17 protein-coding genes are annotated in these 19318 nt (G+C 41.2%); 10 read left to right on the top strand and 7 right to left on the bottom strand.

What is annotated here, in order from left to right:
- Window positions 1–329 precede the first annotated feature (329 nt).
- Genes DS2_RS19535 through DS2_RS00550 form a run of 5 tightly spaced genes read left to right on the top strand, consistent with a single transcriptional unit; the run spans window position 330 to window position 4981 of the window.
- A complete protein-coding gene (locus DS2_RS19535; protein WP_051479483.1) occupies window positions 330–2264 on the top strand; it encodes an FAD-dependent oxidoreductase in 1935 nt (644 codons plus the stop codon).
- Between the two features lie 12 nt (window positions 2265–2276).
- Window positions 2277–3593, top strand: a complete 1317-nt coding sequence (locus DS2_RS00535; RefSeq protein ID WP_035012623.1) for an ammonia-forming cytochrome c nitrite reductase subunit c552 — start codon at window positions 2277–2279, stop codon at window positions 3591–3593.
- Between the two features lie 27 nt (window positions 3594–3620).
- Window positions 3621–4187, top strand: a complete 567-nt coding sequence (locus tag DS2_RS00540) for a Tll0287-like domain-containing protein (RefSeq protein WP_035012624.1) — start codon at window positions 3621–3623, stop codon at window positions 4185–4187.
- A gap of 40 nt (window positions 4188–4227) precedes the next feature.
- The gene (locus DS2_RS00545) at window positions 4228–4563 is read left to right on the top strand and encodes a c-type cytochrome (RefSeq protein ID WP_035012625.1); all 336 of its coding nucleotides are present in this window, start codon (window positions 4228–4230) and stop codon (window positions 4561–4563) included.
- 10 nt (window positions 4564–4573) lie between these two features.
- A complete protein-coding gene (locus tag DS2_RS00550) occupies window positions 4574–4981 on the top strand; it encodes a globin family protein (RefSeq protein WP_035012627.1) in 408 nt (135 codons plus the stop codon).
- A gap of 57 nt (window positions 4982–5038) precedes the next feature.
- On the opposite strand, the gene dnaB is transcribed toward DS2_RS00550, so the two are convergent.
- Window positions 5039–6442 carry a replicative DNA helicase gene (dnaB, locus tag DS2_RS00555; protein WP_035012629.1) on the bottom strand — a complete coding sequence of 468 codons (1404 nt, stop codon included), beginning with the start codon at window positions 6440–6442 and terminating at the stop codon, window positions 5039–5041.
- A gap of 200 nt (window positions 6443–6642) precedes the next feature.
- On the opposite strand from dnaB, the gene DS2_RS00560 reads away from it, so the two are divergent.
- The 4 genes from DS2_RS00560 to DS2_RS00575 all read left to right on the top strand — a co-directional run bounded on the left by DS2_RS00560 (window position 6643) and on the right by DS2_RS00575 (window position 9312).
- Window positions 6643–6840, top strand: a complete 198-nt coding sequence (locus DS2_RS00560) for a DUF4250 domain-containing protein (protein ID WP_035012630.1) — start codon at window positions 6643–6645, stop codon at window positions 6838–6840.
- A gap of 137 nt (window positions 6841–6977) precedes the next feature.
- A complete protein-coding gene (locus tag DS2_RS00565; protein ID WP_035012631.1) occupies window positions 6978–8576 on the top strand; it encodes an NAD+ synthase in 1599 nt (532 codons plus the stop codon).
- Between the two features lie 17 nt (window positions 8577–8593).
- Entirely contained in the window at window positions 8594–8932 is a 339-nt protein-coding gene (glnB, locus tag DS2_RS00570) for a nitrogen regulatory protein P-II (protein WP_035012632.1), read from the top strand.
- A gap of 11 nt (window positions 8933–8943) precedes the next feature.
- Window positions 8944–9312 carry a rhodanese-like domain-containing protein gene (locus tag DS2_RS00575; protein ID WP_035012633.1) on the top strand — a complete coding sequence of 123 codons (369 nt, stop codon included), beginning with the start codon at window positions 8944–8946 and terminating at the stop codon, window positions 9310–9312.
- Between the two features lie 12 nt (window positions 9313–9324).
- Here DS2_RS00575 and DS2_RS00580 read toward each other — a convergent pair whose 3' ends face one another.
- Complete coding sequence (locus DS2_RS00580) at window positions 9325–11715, bottom strand: PilZ domain-containing protein (RefSeq protein WP_035012634.1); 2391 nt, start codon at window positions 11713–11715, stop codon at window positions 9325–9327.
- 47 nt (window positions 11716–11762) lie between these two features.
- Entirely contained in the window at window positions 11763–11990 is a 228-nt protein-coding gene (locus DS2_RS00585) for a hypothetical protein (protein WP_035012635.1), read from the bottom strand.
- A 277-nt stretch (window positions 11991–12267) separates the two neighbouring features.
- On the opposite strand from DS2_RS00585, the gene DS2_RS00590 reads away from it, so the two are divergent.
- Window positions 12268–13155, top strand: a complete 888-nt coding sequence (locus DS2_RS00590; RefSeq protein ID WP_035012636.1) for an aspartoacylase — start codon at window positions 12268–12270, stop codon at window positions 13153–13155.
- Between the two features lie 15 nt (window positions 13156–13170).
- On the opposite strand, the gene DS2_RS00595 is transcribed toward DS2_RS00590, so the two are convergent.
- Genes DS2_RS00595 through pheA form a run of 4 tightly spaced genes read right to left on the bottom strand, consistent with a single transcriptional unit; the run spans window position 13171 to window position 19169 of the window.
- The gene (locus tag DS2_RS00595) at window positions 13171–13821 is read right to left on the bottom strand and encodes an RluA family pseudouridine synthase (protein ID WP_035012637.1); all 651 of its coding nucleotides are present in this window, start codon (window positions 13819–13821) and stop codon (window positions 13171–13173) included.
- 2 nt (window positions 13822–13823) lie between these two features.
- A complete protein-coding gene (locus DS2_RS00600; protein WP_035012638.1) occupies window positions 13824–16862 on the bottom strand; it encodes an efflux RND transporter permease subunit in 3039 nt (1012 codons plus the stop codon).
- Window positions 16863–16877: 15 nt separating this feature from the next.
- The gene (locus tag DS2_RS00605; protein WP_035012639.1) at window positions 16878–17984 is read right to left on the bottom strand and encodes an efflux RND transporter periplasmic adaptor subunit; all 1107 of its coding nucleotides are present in this window, start codon (window positions 17982–17984) and stop codon (window positions 16878–16880) included.
- Between the two features lie 27 nt (window positions 17985–18011).
- The gene (gene pheA / locus DS2_RS00610) at window positions 18012–19169 is read right to left on the bottom strand and encodes a prephenate dehydratase (protein ID WP_035012640.1); all 1158 of its coding nucleotides are present in this window, start codon (window positions 19167–19169) and stop codon (window positions 18012–18014) included.
- Window positions 19170–19318 lie beyond the last annotated feature (149 nt).

Here is a 19318-nt window from a genome sequence, read left to right on the forward strand (position 1 = left end):
CCTTGTGCCGGCTTTTTGCGTTTATAAACTCCCTATTTGTCCCCCAAGCATATTGCGCTTAAGTGGATCACTAAATTGCACTATTTGTGGTAAAAGTAATACCAAAATAATGCATCTTCTGATTTTTTTATGCTCATTCTTTGCCTAGTTTTTTGTAACTAACTGTAATTTAAGGCTATTAAAAAGTTGGTTGGCTTTTTGCTTTAGTGTGTTTGATTAAATAATTTGTTCGGCATTGCAGCCCGCTATTGACTGATGTGTAAGCGTCAGTCAATAGCGGGTTTTTTTATGCACAAATTTTATCGACTTTGAGTTTGGGGCTAGACGATATGAGTGAACCTATAATTGTAATTGGCACAGGACCTGTTGGCTTAAGATTTGTCGCTGAATTGCGCAAGCACCAGCCTTCTGTCGAAATTAAGTTATTTGGTAATGAACCATGGACGCCATACAACAGAGTTAAGTTGTCTTCATTGCTGGCTAAGGATGCAAATTGGGATGAATTGAAGAGCATTGAATGGCAAAAAATCACTCAAGATAAAAACGTTCGCACTTATCTTAATTGCCCAATAGATTTAATTGATCCTGCAAATCAAACTGTATTAGACGCAAATGGCGAGCAGCATAGTTACAGTGAATTAATTATGGCTGTAGGCTCTCGTCCCTATATTCCTAACATTTCAGGCCGCCAGTTGTCTGGTGTGTATTCTTTTCGAGATATGAATGATGTGCAAGCTTTGCTCGCTCGAACCGTTCGAGCTCGCCATGTTTGTGTATTGGGGGGTGGGTTACTTGGCTTGGAAACTGCAAAAGCGCTTCGAAAATTTCACACGCAAATCACGGTTGTTCAGCGTGCAGGGCATTTAATGAATAACCAGTTGGATGACGTTGCAGGTTTAATGTTGCAGCAAAGTGTCGAGCAAATGAACATTAATGTTGAGTGCGGGGAAGGGGTTATTGAGCTTCTCGGCGAACAACGTGTTGAAGCAATTAAACTGCAAGATGGGCGAATTATTGCGTGTGACACTGTGGTATTTGCCGCGGGCATAGTTCCTAACAAAGAGCTGGCGTTTAAATCAGGCATTCACGTTGGTCGCGCGATTAAAGTCGACCATCACTTAAGGACAAATCAAAAACATATTTATGCAATAGGTGAATGTGCTGAATATCAAAATACTACTTATGGCTTGGTCGCGCCTGGCTTTGAGCAAGCTGCGGTATTGGCTGCATTTTTATCTGGGCAAGCAGCCGCTTATTTAGGAAGCACAACAGCCACCGAATTAAAAGTGGTAGGTGAACAAGTATTTTCAATCGGGGAAGTGGAAAAACCGCGCCGCCCTAGAGCTGACGAGTGGGTTTTCCAACAAGGCAATCTATATCGAAAAGTAATTATTGAAAGTGGCAAAATTATTGGTGCTCAGGCGATAGGTGCATGGTCGGAAGCTCGAAGGGTGCAGGAACATGTGGTCGCAGGTCGATCAATATGGCCTTGGCATTTATGGAAGTTTCGACAATCTGGTGAATTATTCAGTGATGCTGATTCAGGTGTGCTTGATTGGCCAAATGAAGCATTAGTTTGCCAATGTATGGCAGTGCCTAAGTCAACCATTGTCAATTGTGTAAATGCTCGAACAAGTTGCACGCAAGCTCAGGTAATTTCCGAAACGGGCGCAGGTACGGTTTGTGGCTCATGTAAACCACTTATTGCTGAGCTTTGTGGTAGTCAAACTACCCAAGCCTCTGAATATTGGCAAGCTCTGCTAAATACTTCTGTTGTTTCACTTATTTTGTCGTTTTTATTGTTGCTGATGCCAGCTATAGCAGTTGCTGATTCAGTGCAAACCTTTTCGTTTGAGGTCTTGTGGACTGACCCTCTTTACAAACAAATTTCTGGTTTCACCTTGCTGGCTTTGTCTATTTTGCTTGCGATTGTATCGCTGAGAAAGCGGGTAAAACAATTCACTTGGTTAAGTTTTCCAACTTGGCGGGTTGTTCATTCATCACTGGCAATTGTTGCCTTGTTTGCGTTGTTACTGCATAGCGGATTGAGCTTTGGGGTTAACTTAAATCAAGCATTGATGATTAGTTTTGTTGCGACGGCCATTTTGGGCATTGTGTTGGCAAGTGTTATTTCATTGGAGCACAAGTTATCAATCTCGCAAGCAAAAATGCTGAGGAAGGCGAGCTTGTGGGGGCATATTCTTGCGGTGTGGCCGCTGCCAGTGTTGTTAAGTTTTCATATTGTCTCTGTTTATTATTTTTAGTGGGTAAGTATTTTGAAGACGATTTCTTGGATAATTTGGATTGTTTCTAGTTTAGCGTTAGCAGCGTACTTGCTGTTTGAACTTGTCTGGTCGCAAGATAAGTCGAGCTTTCTGATTGGCGAAGCAACCCATGGACATCATCAAATTGAATTAGCTTGTGCCACTTGTCACACGTCGCCATTTGGTGGTGGTGAAGTAATTCAAGATGCTTGTGTTGGATGTCACGGACAAGAACTGGCTAGCGCTGAAGACTCCCACCCAAAAGCTAAATTTACAGATCCCCGAAATGCTGACCGTCTGGCCGTGCTAGATGCAACAGAATGTGTAACTTGCCACTTAGAGCACCAAAATGAACAAACGCGTGCGATGGGGGTGACCTTAGCGGACGATTTTTGCTGGCATTGCCATCAAGACGTTGCTGCTGAGCGTCCCAGCCATGAAGGTATGGAGTTTGATACTTGTGCAAGTGCCGGCTGCCACAATTATCACGACAATAAAGCCTTGTATGAAAACTTTTTAGTCAAACATGCTAACGAAGCGGACGTGTTTATGTCGGCAAAACGACCGTTACGCGAAGCGGTTACACAATATTTAGCGAATAATCCAAACACTAAAGCATTAACAGTAGCGGATATTGAGCTTGTTGAACAGGCCCCTGGCGAGGTCTATCAGCATTGGCAAGCCAGCACGCACGCAACTGTTGGCATCGCATGCAACGATTGTCATCAATCTGCCGACGGAATATGGCAGCAACAACCTAAAATTCAACTATGTCAAAACTGCCACCAACAAGAGTGGGAGAATTTTACCCAGAGTCATCATGGTATGCGTTTGTCAGATAAATTAACCCAAACGCTTTCGCCAATGACGCCAGCCCAGGGACGGTTAGCATTTCAACCCTCTAGCTTAGCTGCAGAGATGACCTGTTCTACTTGCCATGGTCCACATGAATTGAATGTTGAAAAAGCGGCCAGTGAATCGTGTTTAAGTTGTCATGCTGACGAACATAGTTTGGCTTTTGAGCAAAGTCCACATGGGCAGCTTTGGCAACAGGAGCTGGCAGGCGAAATAAATAAAGGTGAAGGCGTTAGTTGTGCGACATGCCACATGCCAGTTGTAGAGCAGGGTAAACAACATCAAGTTATGCATAACGTAAATCATAACCTACGTCCAAACGAAAAAATGCTCCGCACTGTGTGTATGAATTGCCATGGTTTAGCTTTTTCAATTGATGCACTAGCAGATAAAGATTTGATTAAAAATAACTTTTTACACGCACCATCTGTGCATATTGAAAGCATAGATATGGCGTTAGAAAGACTGAAATAAATTAACCAAGCCAACGAGGAAACCACTATGAAAAACACCTTAAAAATGACCCTAGCTGCATCAAGCATTGCAATTTTAACTGCTTGTGGCGGTGATAAAGAAGCAGGTATTTCACCACAACAATTTACTGATGCATTGCACTTAGTTATGGATTCAGACCGAGCTGTTTATACCAAAAAGGTTGTCGGTCGATTAACTAAGGAAGAAAAAGTGATTAAAGCTTCAGAGCACTTTATGGATGATAAAGCGCTGCCATTGCCAGCACAGATGTTCCGTTTTGGCGCTGAAACAGTTGCAGAAAAGACAGATGAATTTACTTATTCATTGCAGTCTCTTTGGCCAATAAATAGCCAGAATGCGCCCGTTACAGCGGTTGAGAAGGAAGGCTTACAGTTTATAGTGGATAACCCAGGCAAGAATTTTTATAAGGAAGAAACGCTTGGTGGTAAAAACTATTTTACTGCTATTTATCCGGATGTAGCGGTCGCACCAGTTTGTGCTTCATGTCATAACGATCACAAAGATTCACCAAAAACAGACTTTAAGGTTGGTGATGTAATGGGTGGTGTGGTTATTCGCGTCCCACTGGGTTAAGTATTTCAAGCTCACTTTTGCTGAGTATAGGAGTAAGTATATGAAAATAAGTGCTTATCCATCTATTGCTGTGGTTGCCATATTGTTATCCGCTTGCTCTGAATCTCCTGAGCAAGTTGCATTGGAACAAGGCAAAGCAATTTGGGAAGGTACCTGTGCTGTTTGCCATGCACAGGGGTTGGCTGGCTCACCACCTATTGGTAACAAAAAAATGTGGGCCAAGCGAATTGAAAAAGGATTACCTGTTTTATTTGAGCATGCCAAGAATGGATTTTCAGGAGAAACAGGTTTAATGCCACCACGTGGTGGAAATGAAGATTTGACCGACCACCAAGTTGAATTGGCCGTTAAATACATGGTGAGTCAAAGCCAATGAGGAAAAAACTATGAATGATAGATCAATAGAGTTAGTACAAAATACGTTTGCCCAAGTCGCGCCAATTGCGGATAAAGCCGCTGCGCTGTTTTACGCGCGCTTATTTGAAATTGCTCCAGAGGTCCGACCGTTATTTAAAGCGGATTTAACCGAGCAAGGTGCTAAGTTGATGCAAATGATTGGGACAGCGGTCGCAAGTTTAACAAATTTAGACGCATTAGTGCCTGTAGCGCAAGATTTGGCCAAACGTCACATTGATTATGGCGTGAAGAAAGAGCATTATGCTGTTGTTGGTGCTGCATTGATCTGGACCTTAGAACAAGGTTTGGGGGATGCATTCACTGAAGAAGTCAAACAAGCTTGGGTTGATGTATATGGTTTGTTGTCGTCGGTTATGATTGACGCAGCTTACGATTAGTTGACGAGGGATTTGGAGGCAATGGAGGGGCAAGATGCCCCTTTGCCAATTTTGCGGTTAATAACCTTGATAATCAGTACGAGCCAAGTTATCAAATCGAGAAAACTGACCTAAAAAGGCAACATCTACATGGCCAATTGGACCATTACGTTGTTTACCGATAATAATTTCTGCAATACCCTTTCGCTCCGACTCTGGGTAATATACCTCATCACGATAAATAAACATGATTAAGTCAGCATCCTGCTCAATAGAGCCCGATTCACGTAAATCTGAGTTTACAGGTCTTTTGTCAGCACGTTGTTCTAAGCTCCTGTTTAGCTGAGAAAGTGCGACAACGGGTACTTCAAGTTCTTTTGCGAGCGCTTTAAGTGAACGCGATATTTCGGCTATTTCGAGCGTACGATTTTCCGACAGCCCTGGCACTTGCATTAACTGCAAGTAATCTACCATAATCAGCCCAATACCCCCTTTGTGATCGCGCGCAACTCGACGTGCACGCGAGCGCACTTCTGTCGGTGTTAAACCCGAAGAATCATCAATGTAAATGTTATTTTTTTCAGCAAGCAGCGCCATGGTGGATGAAATACGTGCCCAATCTTCATCTTCTAATTTACCAGTACGAATACTGGTTTGATTAACTCGACTGAGTGAGGCTAACATCCTCATCATAATTTGTTCGCTAGGCATCTCAAGGCTGAAAACCAACACAGCTTTGTCAAACGACATCGCAGCATTTTCACATAGATTCATCGCAAATGTTGTTTTACCCATAGATGGACGAGCCGCTACTATGACCAAATCAGAAGGTTGTAGGCCCGACGTCATATCGTTTAAGTCGTTAAACCCAGTTGTTACGCCGGTTACGCCATCGGCACCATTTTTCATTGCATCTTCAATACGTGTGATGGTCGAGGCGAGTACGTCTTTTAACTGTTTAGGCCCTTCATTGGCATTGGCGCGAGCCTCGGCGATTTTAAACACACGGCTTTCAGCTAAATCAAGTAATTCGCTGCTACTGCGTCCTTGTGGATCGTAACCTGCTTCGGCAATTTCATTTGCGACTGCTATCATTTCGCGAATAACCGCTCGCTCGCGCACAATATCAGCATATGCGGTAATATTGGCTGCACTTGGAGTATTGTCAGCGATTTCAGCTAAATAGGCAAAACCGCCAACTTCTTCTAACAGTTTTGCTTGTTCTAACGACTCTGATAGTGTGATTAAATCTATTGGTTGATGTTGTTCAACCAATTTAGCCATATGCTCAAAAATACTTTTGTTGGCATGGTGATAAAAATCTTGAGCAACAACTCGTTCAGCAACACGGTCCCAAGCTTCATTGTCTAATAATAAACCACCTACGACCGATTGTTCTGCTTCTAATGAGTGAGGAGATGATTTTATATCTTCAACAGATTGAGCTGGCTTTTTTGCTTGCCAAGTAATATTTTGCGCCATAGTTTTCTACCTTGTGATTGAACTGGCTATTATGCCAATAAACCGATAAAGATTGAATGATAACGTTAATTAAAGTTTACAAAGCCTCAAATTGTTTTGCTTCAAAATATTTTTAAAAGTTGAACTCGGGTTAAATTGAACTATGGTTAAAAATGCGGTTTAGCATTTTTGACAACTTAACTTGAGCTTCGGAGGCCAAGATGGATTTACATAAAGCAACCAATATGGATCCAAACATATTGTTGGGTATTGTTAATGATCAACTGCGGCATGAGTGCAAAGATCTGCACAGCTTAGCAATGATGATGGACGTTGATGAATTTACCCTTGAAGATAAAATGGCACGCATAGGCTATCATTATGAAGCGGACTTGAACCAATTTAGCCCTGATCTGTAAATAAATTAAAGCTTATAACTCGCAGCTCAGTTAAAAAGCTCAATTACCAGCTGATCAAATGTTGTTTTGGCGTATATTTTGTACGTCAATCAGTATATTATTGCGCTATTGAAATTTTTTAGACTCGTTGGAATTCTATGCAATTAGTCATTGCACAAAGCAACTTTACCGTTGGCGCGATTCAAAAAAACTGCCAACAAATTTTAGCCGATATTGAAAAAGCACCGAAAGATTCAATTCTTGTATTTCCTGAGCTCGCATTAACAGGTTATCCGCCAGAAGATTTATTACTTCGCCCTGATTTGTATAAGCGACTCAATTCTGCGTTGCAGCTTATTGCTCAAGCAAGTCATCACAAGGCCATTGTAGTGGGGCATCCACATCAAGAAAATGGATTCACCTATAATGCAGCAAGCGTTTATAGTGATGGCCAGTTGCTTGCACGATACTATAAGCAAGCTTTGCCCAATTATGGGGTGTTTGACGAAATGCGCTATTTTACCGCAGGTGCAAACGCAACAACTTTCAATTATCAAGGTAAAAAGATTGGCCTGTTGATATGTGAAGATCTTTGGGATGATGCACCTATCGCTCATTATGACGCGAAGAATGTCGATTTAATCGTTTCATTAAACGCATCACCGTTTAATTTAGAAAAGCAGTTAGAGCGCGAATCATTAGTAAAGAAGCGGGCGTTAAATCATGCTGTGTCGATTGTGTATGTCAACCAAGTTTGTGGACAAGACGAACTTGTGTTTGATGGCGGGTCTTTTGCGGTTAATCGTGAAGGTGAATTAGTCTGTCGGTTACGACAGTGCCAAGAAGACTATCTAACACTCAATTATGCAAATGATTTTGCGCCATCACGCATCGAATCTGTCGCAGATAGTGAAGAAGCTGAAATATATCAAGCTCTTGTGCTCGCAACACGAGACTATGTCAATAAAAATGGCTTTAAAGGTGCGGTGTTAGGATTATCTGGTGGTATAGACTCAGCTTTAACCTTGGCGGTTGCTGTCGATGCATTGGGGCCTGAAAGAGTTCAAGCTGTGATGATGCCATTTAAGTATACAGCACAAATGAGTGTCGAAGATGCAAAAGCGCAAGCGCAGGCAATGGGTATAGAGTTTGATATCGTCTCCATTGAACCTATGTTTGATGGATTTATGCAAGCACTAGAGCCGATGTTTGCTGGAAGCGCTAAAGACACCACTGAAGAAAATCTACAAGCGCGTAGTCGCGGTGTGATACTAATGGCGTTGTCGAACAAAAAAGGTCGCATCGTTTTAACCACAGGTAATAAATCTGAAATGGCGGTTGGTTATTGCACTTTATATGGAGATATGGCGGGTGGTTTTGCTGTTATTAAAGATGTACCTAAAACAATGGTGTACAAATTGGCAAATTACCGCAATACTTTAGGAAAGGTCATACCCGAACGGGTGATTACCCGACCACCTTCGGCTGAATTAGCCCCGGATCAGGTTGACCAAGACAGTTTACCTCCATATGATGATTTAGATGCAATACTAGAAGCATATGTTGAAAATGACTTATCTATAGCAGATATCGTATCTTTAGGTTACGAGGAGGCTGTAGTTAGGAAGGTTGTTAGACTAGTGGATATAAATGAATATAAACGCCGACAATCAGCCATAGGTCCAAAAGTTACACAACGCAATTTTGGCAAAGACAGACGATATCCAATTACATCTGGCTTTGGCAGAGAGCACTAAAATTAGGGGATATAATTATGAAAAAAGTAGAAGCTATCATTAAACCTTTTAAGCTTGATGATGTACGTGAAGCTTTAGCTGAGATTGGCATTACAGGTATGACTGTTACAGAGGTTAAAGGTTTTGGCCGTCAGAAAGGCCACACTGAGCTATACCGTGGCGCTGAGTACAACGTCGATTTTTTACCTAAAGTGCGTTTAGATATTGTATTGAGTGATGATCAAGTTGAACGTTGTTTGGATACAATCGTTAAAGTTGCCCAAAGTGGCAAAATTGGTGATGGTAAGATTTTCGTTACTGACGTTGAACGCGTTATTCGCATTCGCACAGGTGAAGAAAACGAAGACGCTATCTAGTCTAGCTAGTTATGTCACATAGTCCTGAATTTTTGGCTTTAGTGAATGATGCGCGTAGCCGAATCAAAGAAATAGATATCGAAACTTATTTACAAATGGTTGCAAGCAACCAACAGCTGCTGTTGGTTGATGTGCGAGAACAAGATGAATGGCAAAAGGATCACCTTCCGAATGCTGTTTATCTTGGCCGCGGCGTGATTGAGCGAGATATTGAAACTTTATACCCAAACAAGGACCTTAAGTTGGTTTTGTACTGTGGGGGAGGCTATCGCTCCGCATTGGCGGCAGATAGCTTAAGCAAAATGGGCTATAAGAACGTTATTAACCTAGACGGTGGTTATCGTCGTTGGTGTAGTTTGAATTTACCCTTAGAAAGTTAGATATAACTTTGATTAAAATTTGTTGATATCTATCTTGCCCACGGCATGCCAAAAACAAGAGGTATCGACCACTTCAATTATCGCGTTTATCTGATTGGCAAGCTGCTTAATTTTATCTGCTTGATGTTTGTTATATCGGGCAATATAGCTAAGCTCTTGGTTAATTTCATTGATCAAGTTATTTGCACTTGGCTGGATGTTTAGCGCAAATACCTTCAGCTCATCATGACTTAAGGCTTTACGGATAAATTGATTCTGAAGCCTAGGGTTCGCGCCTGCTCGTGCTTGTTTGCGAATGTCCGTTCGACCCGAAATATAGTTAAATGCAACCTCATCTTCAATTGCTTCTTGGTTTTTCAAAAAACGGCTGATCGAGCGCAGAAACGGTGGGTTACGTTTTTCATCATATATGAGCTGAAACACCGAAATATGTTGTTGGTGAATAGGAGACTGCAGATCCGACAAGCTTACGAGCTCAGTCGTTTGATAATTTGCTGTCAGAAGCCTAGCAACATGAAATGCTTTTTTAGCTGGCGTGGTTAAACCAAAAGCTATTGCAGGATAAAAAGTCATAAAAGCGATACATAACGCTTTTTGCAAAATAACAAACTTATCATAAGTGTCGTTAATCGAAAGTAATGTTCGATTGGTTTTGATTAGTAGAGCCATAAACTGGCGAATATTATCCGCATTACCATCTTCGAATACGCGCAAATGCAAACTGTTCGCTTTGGGATTTATACCCACAACCTGATAAAAAGCGTTGTGAATGGCATTTCTTTCACCAAATTGTTCAAATTTGGCAATGGTCAAGGAAACGATTTGTGATACTTCAAAATGTTCCGCCGCATTGTTTATTGTCACGCTTAAACCGTTTTGCGATAGGTCGATTAACACACCTTCGAAACTAGTTTTGCTATCAATTTGTTTAAGCTTCACTAAGGTTTTATAGAAATAACGGCTCTCACTTCGAGCATCTTTAGGCTGTACATTAAAGTGACCAATACTATGATTTTTTATACTTGGCGCTAAATATTGACTTAAAGCTTTAACTTTTTCACCGATAAGTTTGTAGCTTTTATCTAATTCTAGGGCAGATTCCTGCTGGTTGAGCGGGTACAAACTGATTAATTGATTGACGTCGCTAAGTGGAGCTAATGCTTTGTCTGCCTCTTGTTTGTTATCAAACCAGCTAAACTTAATGTCGTCTTTCTCCTCTTGGCTGATTTGATACTTTCGCAGCATAAAGAGTCGCAGCACACCTTTTTGCCGGGCGAATGCGACAAAGCTGGCAAGTTGTTTTTCGGCGATAAGTTTGTTTAATGTGGCGGCTAAAAATTGAATCTTACCTTGTTGTTCAAACCTGACTATGGCAACTGCTTCTGAAGGTGCTTTTAAATGCGGCCACAAACGTACCAGTACCCCGTTTAGACGGTTTAGTTTGTGTTCATCGACAAAATACTTGTATAGTTGTTCGGTTTTAGGATTGGTTAATACGTACTTGAGTTGTTTAAGTTGTTGCTGGTCGGTACGAGCAAAAATGCACATCCAGTTACTACTATTAAGCAAGTGCGCTTCAAGTAGTCTCGTTTCCGCCAAGTTTTTTGCATTGCTAATATCTACTTTATATTGAGCGCGGTTTTCTAGTACATATTTGTCTAAGAATTGTGTCCATTCGTAATTGTTATCACATAACTGCACGCCGACTCTTTGGCTACCATCTTTGTCGGGTGTATTCGCCAAAAATTTAACCTGGTAGGTCGCTTTGGGTTCGCCATTAAATTTAAACTGTGCGGTCATTGACGAAAAGTCGATATTGAATATTTCGTCTTGCAACAAAGCCGCGAACGGTTTGACCCTAAGCAAGCAGCCACTTCGAGATATATTTGATGTTATCGACTCTAGCGTTTGCCCATTTTGTCTGTGTATGGTGATGGGTTTGGCGCAGTGTAACCTTTCTTCTAACCGCCGAGTTGTGCGCCCGAGTTCAGAAATTTCAACCTCAAACTCTTTTATTTTTTGTTCGAAGGCAAATTGCTTTTCGAATTTGGCGTAGATCTTTTCATCAGTGACTCTTTCGTATACACCTTCGGTATATTGGTTGTTAAATTTTTCAACTTCGAGTAGAAAAATCCTTCTGCCAATTTCATCTAAATAAAAGCGTTTTCCTTGCCACGTGAATTCTTTGACAGGGTAAGAGGAGTCTCGAGACATATCGATACTGCGATCGAATGGCTTAAATAAACGTGCAAGCTCTTGTTTGATCAAGAACTTTTTCTGTGTCGGTAGTTGCTCTGTTAATGCGTGGTAATTTTTATCAAAATTGGCTTTTTGATAATACTTGATTAACTGCTCAATAATGTTCTGAATTGCTTGGTCTATTTTTGTTTTTTTTGGCTGCATAACACACAGATATCTACATGCAATAGCAGAACATTAGCATAGCTGGACTAATCTACCAAGGACAACGCGTGAGCAACGTTCATTTTACTGGCTGAAACCGATGCCAATAGTTGTTCAGGAGAAGCGGACAGCAGTGAACCAACCAATTGTTCTGCTTGTTTGGAATTTATATTTGTGGTGCTGGTATTTTGCTGCGATTGAACATCTTTGGCAGTGTCATTCGGCTGTAGTTTAGTGGTTGTAGAAAACGGGTTCGAATTGATTGTATTGATCATATATCACCTCATAAATGGCTATTTAGCGCCAAAAAACTGGCAGTGTTGGCATTATTTGTGTCTTGGTATAGGTTATTCAAATTCTGTACCAAGGTGTATGAATGCTTAAAACAACAAGTTTGTTTCAGTGCTGTGCTAATTCTGCTAACTTATTCCTATTCGTAATTAAAAAACTATCATTTATTCTGCTAGATTTAACTTGTCGTCTATTCTGAGCATGCGATTAGCACGGCAATTTGAAAAACTATAACTTGATTGAATTGAAAGGTGTCTTTGTATGTCGATTAAAAATGTCGCTGTTGTTTGTGGTACACATGGCAATGAAATTACAGGTGTGTACTTGATGAAAAAATGGCAGAAAGCATTTGAGCAAATATCGCGAGCCAGCTTTAGCACTAAATTACTGCAAGGAAACCCAAAAGCATACGAGATTAATCGTCGTTACGTAGATAGGGATTTAAATCGACAGTTTGCGAGCAAAGATTTAGAGAACCCAGAACTATCGCATTACGAAGCTTTGCGCGCTAAAAGTATTAATCAAATTCTTGGCCCTAAAGGCAAGTCGAAAACGGATTTGGTTATCGACCTTCACACTACTACCAGTAATATGGGGCCAACCTTGTTAATGCCACAAAAAGGGCCTTTTTATTCAAGGTTAGCTGCCTACGTAAAATCGAAAATGCCAGAGGTTGTGGTGTTTTGCGATGAAGATCATAAAAAGAATGAAGAACATCACCTGCTATGCACAGTTGGTAAATATGGCGTGATTGTTGAAGTTGGGCCTGTGCCGCAATCTGTGTTACGTCACGATGTTTTTGAGCAAAGTGAGCAATTAACTCAGCATATTCTTGATTTTGTAGAATTGTTTAATACGGATGCTTTGCCTAAATTACCTAGCAGTATTGAAGCGTTTAGATTTGTTAAAAGCTTAAAACTACCGTTAGATGCTGATGGTGAACGCATTGGCATGGTTCACAAAAATATTCAAGATGGTGACTTTAAGCCTGTTAAGCCGGGTGAGCCTATTTTCCAGTTATTTGATGGTGGAACGGTTAGCTTGGACGGTGATGAAACGCTCTATACTGCATTTGTCAATGAAGCAGCTTATTATGACAATAACTTGGCAACCTCATTGATGCGCAAAATTTGCTTAGAAGTTGAATAAATTTGCCGCACCCCGCTAAAAGTCGGCTGGGGTGCTAAATTCTATATATTTGTTGCTATATGGATGGGTAAAGCCTAATCGATAAGCATGCAATCTTAGCCTAGGCGCCATATTTTTGATGCTAGCTGGCGCATAGAAATTGTCACCCAATATTGTATGGCCCCAGTGATGCATATGTACTCTAAGTTGATGAGTTCGGCCTGTTTCGGGTTTGAGTGCTACAATGCTCGACTGCTGTTTGTGAATTAAGACTTCAAAGTTAGTGACGGCAACTTTACCTGATTCAGCAACCATTTGTTTTGGAATATTCGATTTATCTGCCGTAAGAGGCCAATCGAGGCAACCTGAATCCTGTGATGGGTGACCAATAACTTCAGCTAGATATGTTTTAGCAGTTGTGCGGGCTTCAAACTGTTTTTTTAAATGACTTTCCGCTGGTTTATTTAAAGCAAACACCATAATACCAGATGTTTCGCAATCTAACCTATGCACTAATATAACCGTCGGAAACTTTATTTGTAGTCGGCTTAACGCACAGTCATGTGTTTCAATAGCACGCCCAGGGTTAGACAATAAACCACTTGGTTTGTTAATCACTAAGATATCTTTATCTTGAAAGAGAATTGTCGGCAAGCCGTGAGGCGGTTTGTAAATAAATTTTTCCATTGTTACTTCTGGTTGGTCAATTGAGCGCTAAACAAAATTTTATACAAAATTGGCACCACACCTAAGGTTAGTAGCGTGCCAATTGCTAAACCAAATGCAAGCACGCAAGCTAAACCATAAAATAGAGGGTCTTTAGTCAATATCAGTGGCATTAACCCGAGGATAGTCGTGACTGTTGTCATTAATATGGGTCGAACTCTGCTGCTACAAGCCTTGATTATGGCGCTTTCTAAAGATGTGTCATTCGTTCTAAGCTGGTCGATTTTATCAATTAAAACAATCGCGTTGTTAATAATAATTCCCGCAAGGCTATATAGGCCTAACGATACCATAAAACCAAAAGGCGCTTGCATTATGATTAGGCCGATAACTGCGCCAATAAAAGATAGCGGAATGGTCAGGATAATGATCAATGGTCGACGAAATGAGTTGAATTGGAGCACTAGTAACAAAACAACGACAGCAAGTACAATTGGCATATTGGCTGCTAGCGATTTTTGTGCTTCAGCAGACTCTTTAATGACACCATCGTACTCAATAGTATGGTTCAAAGGGAGCGTTTGTTTTAGTTGATTGAGTTTTTCATTTACATGTTGTTTGAGGTCTTCAGCTGTATGCGTAAGATGCCGAGCTTCGATTGATATCGTTTTAAACAAATCTTCTTTTTGAATGCTCGCAAAGTGGACCATAGGTTCAAATTCGGCAATTTGTAATAACGGGACATATTGTTGTTGGTTGCTCGCGTATACGCTTGCTGTTCTAAGCCTGTCTAAAGTATGTCGCTCATTATGTGTTGCTCGATAGACGATAGGAATAATAGTATCTTGCTCGCGGTACTCGCTTAAAACCACGCCATCAAAATAGCCTTGTAGTCGTTCGGCAACGTCAGTTGAAGTGACCCCAGCTTGACGGGCTTTATGTTGGTCTATTTTTACTTTTATCGCAGTGATTCTGCCTTGCCAATCATCTCTAATGTCAATGGTGCCGTCTATACCAGATAAATAAGCTTTGATCTGCTGGGCGGTATCGTAAATAACCGCTTCATCTGGGCCTTTCACCTGAATTTTAATTTCTGACGAATCTGATGGACCTAAAAACATTTTGGTGACCCTAGCGCTCACCCAAGGGAAATGTTGCGCAAAGCCTGTTCTGAGTTTTTCGATAGCTGTATCAAGCTCTTCAGCCGAATCATAGTTTATAACCATAAAGGCTTTATTTGGAGCGGGATCATTGGGGGTTAGTGACAGGACAAATCGTGGCCCACCAAAACCCACGTAAGCAGCATGGGTGGTATAATTTAATTCGGTTTTATTTTGCTGCAACCAAGTAAATACATGTTGCAATACAGTATCTGTTGCTTTTGAGCTGGCACTGGGTTCTAGTTCTAAATAAACCAGCACTTGTGCTCGGTCGGAATCGGGAAAAAACTGTTTTTTAACCCCAGACATTGCAACAATCGCAAGTGCAAACATTAACAACACCAGCATGATCACTGATTTTTTATATTGGAAACTCTTTTGTAAAGCATTTTGGTAAAATGCCAATCCTTTGGTTGTATCGGTATTGTCTACTTTTAGAAAGTGATAACACAGCAGTGGCGTGATTACGATAGCGAGCAACCAACTTGCCATCAGACTGATAAGGATAACCAGTGAGATTGAGCGGGTGTATTCACCTGCAGCATGCTGAGCTAACATCAAAGGAAGGAAAAATAATATGGTACTGACGGAAGAGCTTAACAGTGGAATCGCCAAACCTGTCGGAGATTGCGACAAAGCTTCACGCCTTGATTGGCCTTGCTCTAAACGGCGTTTAAAATCTTCAGCTATCACAATGCCATTATCAACCAATAGGCCAAGCGCAATAATCAGGGTTGCTAAGCTCATTCGTTCTAAGTTAATGCCAATAAAACTCATGACAGCTAGGGTTATTAACATCACTATTGGCACGATACTGCCGACAATTAAGCCAGTGCGCATGCCCAAAAACAGCATCACAACCACCAAAACAATTGCGAGTGTTTGTAGCACGTTAGCTGATACGCCATAGACGGTTTGTTCTACTTGTTCAGCTTGGCGGGTGACAATTGAAAGCTCGTAGCCAATGGGTAAAGTTTGTTGAATATCGTCTATCGCAGCTTCCAAGCGAGGAGAGTATTCTAAGACGTTAAATCCAGACAGCATGGATATGGCAAATACCAAAGCCGGTTGGCCATTGTGATAAACTTTGTGATGTGGAGGGTCGATATAGTCAAGTTTGACTTCGGCAATATCTTGTAAAACCACAGGTTGCTGTAGCTTGGGTATGCTAATTAAGGTGTTTTTTAACGCCTCAACTGAGTCAAAATTGCCGCTTGGTTCTATTGTAATTGTGCGCAAGCCGGTATCAATGCTGCCACCTGGCTGAATAATATTCTGCGCTTGCAGTTGTCTAGCTATATGATCGGGGGATACGCCAAATTGCGCAAGCTTTGCATTGGTGGCTTGGATATATATGCGCTGTGGTTGGATCCCGAGTATTTCAATATTCTTTGTGCCATTGACCCGATAGAGTGAATCACGAATATGCTCAGCCATCTGCTGCTGTTGCGCCATAGAGAAACCGTCAGCGGTCAAGGCTAAGGTTAAAATAGCGACATCGCCAAAATCATCATTGACGACCGATGGATGACTACCTTGTGGCAAACGTGCTTGCGTTTCGCTGACTTTATTGCGTAAATCTTGCCAGATATCGTCTAGTTGAAAGTATTTGTCAGCAATTTCAACGTGTATAATCGACAAGCCGGTTGTCGAAGTTGAGCGTATACGTTCAACTTCAGATATGGTTCGAATGGATTCTTCGAGCTTTTTGCTAATTAATGCTTCAACCCGAGTAGGGGACATGCCAGGAAATTGCGTGGCCACAATCGCTTCGCGAATGGTGATTTCTGGATCCTCGCGGGCAGGCAGTGAAAAATAGCTCACTAAACCATACAGGGTCATTAGCACCAACAGCATTAGGATAGGTTTTTGATATTTTAATGACAAGCTGCCAATATTCATAACTTACCCTATGGTTTAGTTGAAGATATTAATTTGATTTTGTAACAAAGTGACTTGTTGATCATCGTGTAAGAAATGCACGCCAGCCGTTGCAATGATTTCACCTGCAGACAACCCTTGGGTTATCAAAATTTTATTTTCAATCACGTTTTCGGTTAAAACTGCGCGCTTTTCCAACCTATTATTTTGCGCGTTAAATACAAACACAAAGTTTTCTTGGTTAGCTCCAGCTAAAACTGCTGATACAGGCACTCGAACAGCATTGCCTGTTACATTGTTGCGTTCTGATGAAAGATAGACAAACTCCACTTCAACTGACATGCCAGCACGTAAATTTGGATGTGTTTGGTTAAATTGCAAAATCACTTTAAATGAATTGGCGTTTTCCGCTCGGCTGGCTATCTCTATGACACTGGCATTAAGCGCTCGGTCTTTAGCCACTTGGCTGGTTACTGTAAAGGTTTGTCCAACATCTATATAGCGGATCATAGTTTCTGGAACAAACACCTCAATTTCAAAACCGTGCTGGCCCTCTATCTCAAAAATAGTTTGACCACTGGCCACTTGCTGAGAGGGTTCGACATATTGTTTGCTTATTTGTCCTTTGTACGGTGCCAACAATTGAGTATCTGCAAGATTTTTTTGTGCTATTTTAGCCTGTGTGGTGGCCACTTCTAAAGACGACCGGGCTGTCTGAGCCTGAGATTTAGCATTGTCAAACTGTGATTTAGATACAAGCTGCTGCTCCAGCAATTGTTGAAAGCGCAAATACTCAGCTTGGCGCTCAGAATAGTGAGCTTGTGCTTTTTTTACTTCACCTTGTGCTGCTTGTAAAGCCAATTGATAATTGCTGGTATCTAACTGAGCTAATAGTTGACCAGCTTGAACTTGGTCGCCTAATCTGACTTGAATAGCTTGTACTTTACCGCCAACTTGAAAACTTAAAGGTGCGGTTTCTGCTGGTACTATATTACCGGGCAAATTTCTAACTTGTTGAATGGGTTCAAGGGTTACCTTTTGCCAAGCAATCGAGCGGATAATGGGCGCATGTTCGCTAGGCGGTTCAGAACAAGCGGGTAAAAGGATTAGTAGCGCAAAAATCAATTGTATTGGTTTTGACATAATCACTCCGCCTGTTCTAATCGCGTATTACGATTCCTCGGTATGGCTACTACGGTTAACGTAACAGCCTAATTCAGTATAATCAGACACGCTTGGTTTTAACTCGCGAATGGCTGATTGCATGTTTTCAGACTGAAGATTTTCGGTTACGTCAATATAAAACATTTCTTCCCAAGGGCGTCCTTTAATTGGCCGTGACTCAATTTTACACATGCTGATGTTAAACTGCTTAAATATCATCAAAGCGTCTACCAAAGCGCCGGGGCGCTGGCCAACTGATAAGATTAACGATGTTTTAGCCGCACAGGTCATAGGCACTGTGACTGGCTCTCGCGCAACCACAATAAAGCGCGTTTGATTGTCTTTTTGGTTTGCAACGTCCGCTCGGATCGATTGTAAACCATAATGTTTGCCAGCTTCAGCGCTACCCAGCACTGCAACACTAGGGTCGTTTATTTTTTTGACTTCAGATAAGGCAGTTGAAGTGCTGTCTGTTACCACAATTTCGACATCGTTTAACTCGTTTAAAAAGTCACTGCATTGTGCAACAGGTTGATGATGGCCATATATGGTGGTAATTTTTGACAAGTCGCTCTCACAGGCAACAAGTAAGTTATGTTTTACTGGGATATATAGTTCGTCGATTATTTTAAGTCGTGTGGTTTGGAGTAAATCGTATACTTCATTGATACTGCCAGATGAAGTATTTTCTATTGGTAATACACCAACATCCGCGTCTTTATCTTCAACCGCAGCGAAAATGTCGTCGAAACTTTTGCAACCAACGTCGATTAAACCGCCGTTTAAACCTGTTAAATATTTTTCAACCGCAGAATGGCTATATGACCCTTTGCTACCCAAATAAGCAACTTTATAGTCGGCACTTTTTAGATTCGGGTTGTTTAATTGCATTAAATAGTCTTGTTGCAATTCAACCGAATCTTCAATAATGGTGCGGTAGACACTATGGATATAGTCGCTTTTCAAACCGAGCTTTTTGCCTTTGTTTGACAAATTTTGTAACAACAGAGTTTCGCGATAGCTGTCTCGGACCGGTTTTTGATCTTGAACTTTACTTTTTACAACCTGAATACTCAATGCTCGGCGTTGTGCCAATAAAGACAATAGCTGTTCGTCTAAGTTGGTTATATCAACTCTAATTTTATCTAAATCTATTTTTTCCATGGTTTGAACGTTCAAAACTTTTGTAAGGTCGAGAAATTGCGCTAACTATAGCGAATTCCACACATTTAATAAAATAAATATTGCCTTGACGCTGTAGAGCGATTTTAACCCCCGTCAGTTTTTATGTGCGACATAGCTTACATGGGTCA

Origin of the sequence: Catenovulum agarivorans DS-2 (assembly GCF_000568405.1) — a bacterium.
Classification (GTDB): Bacteria; Pseudomonadota; Gammaproteobacteria; order Enterobacterales; family Alteromonadaceae; genus Catenovulum; species Catenovulum agarivorans_A.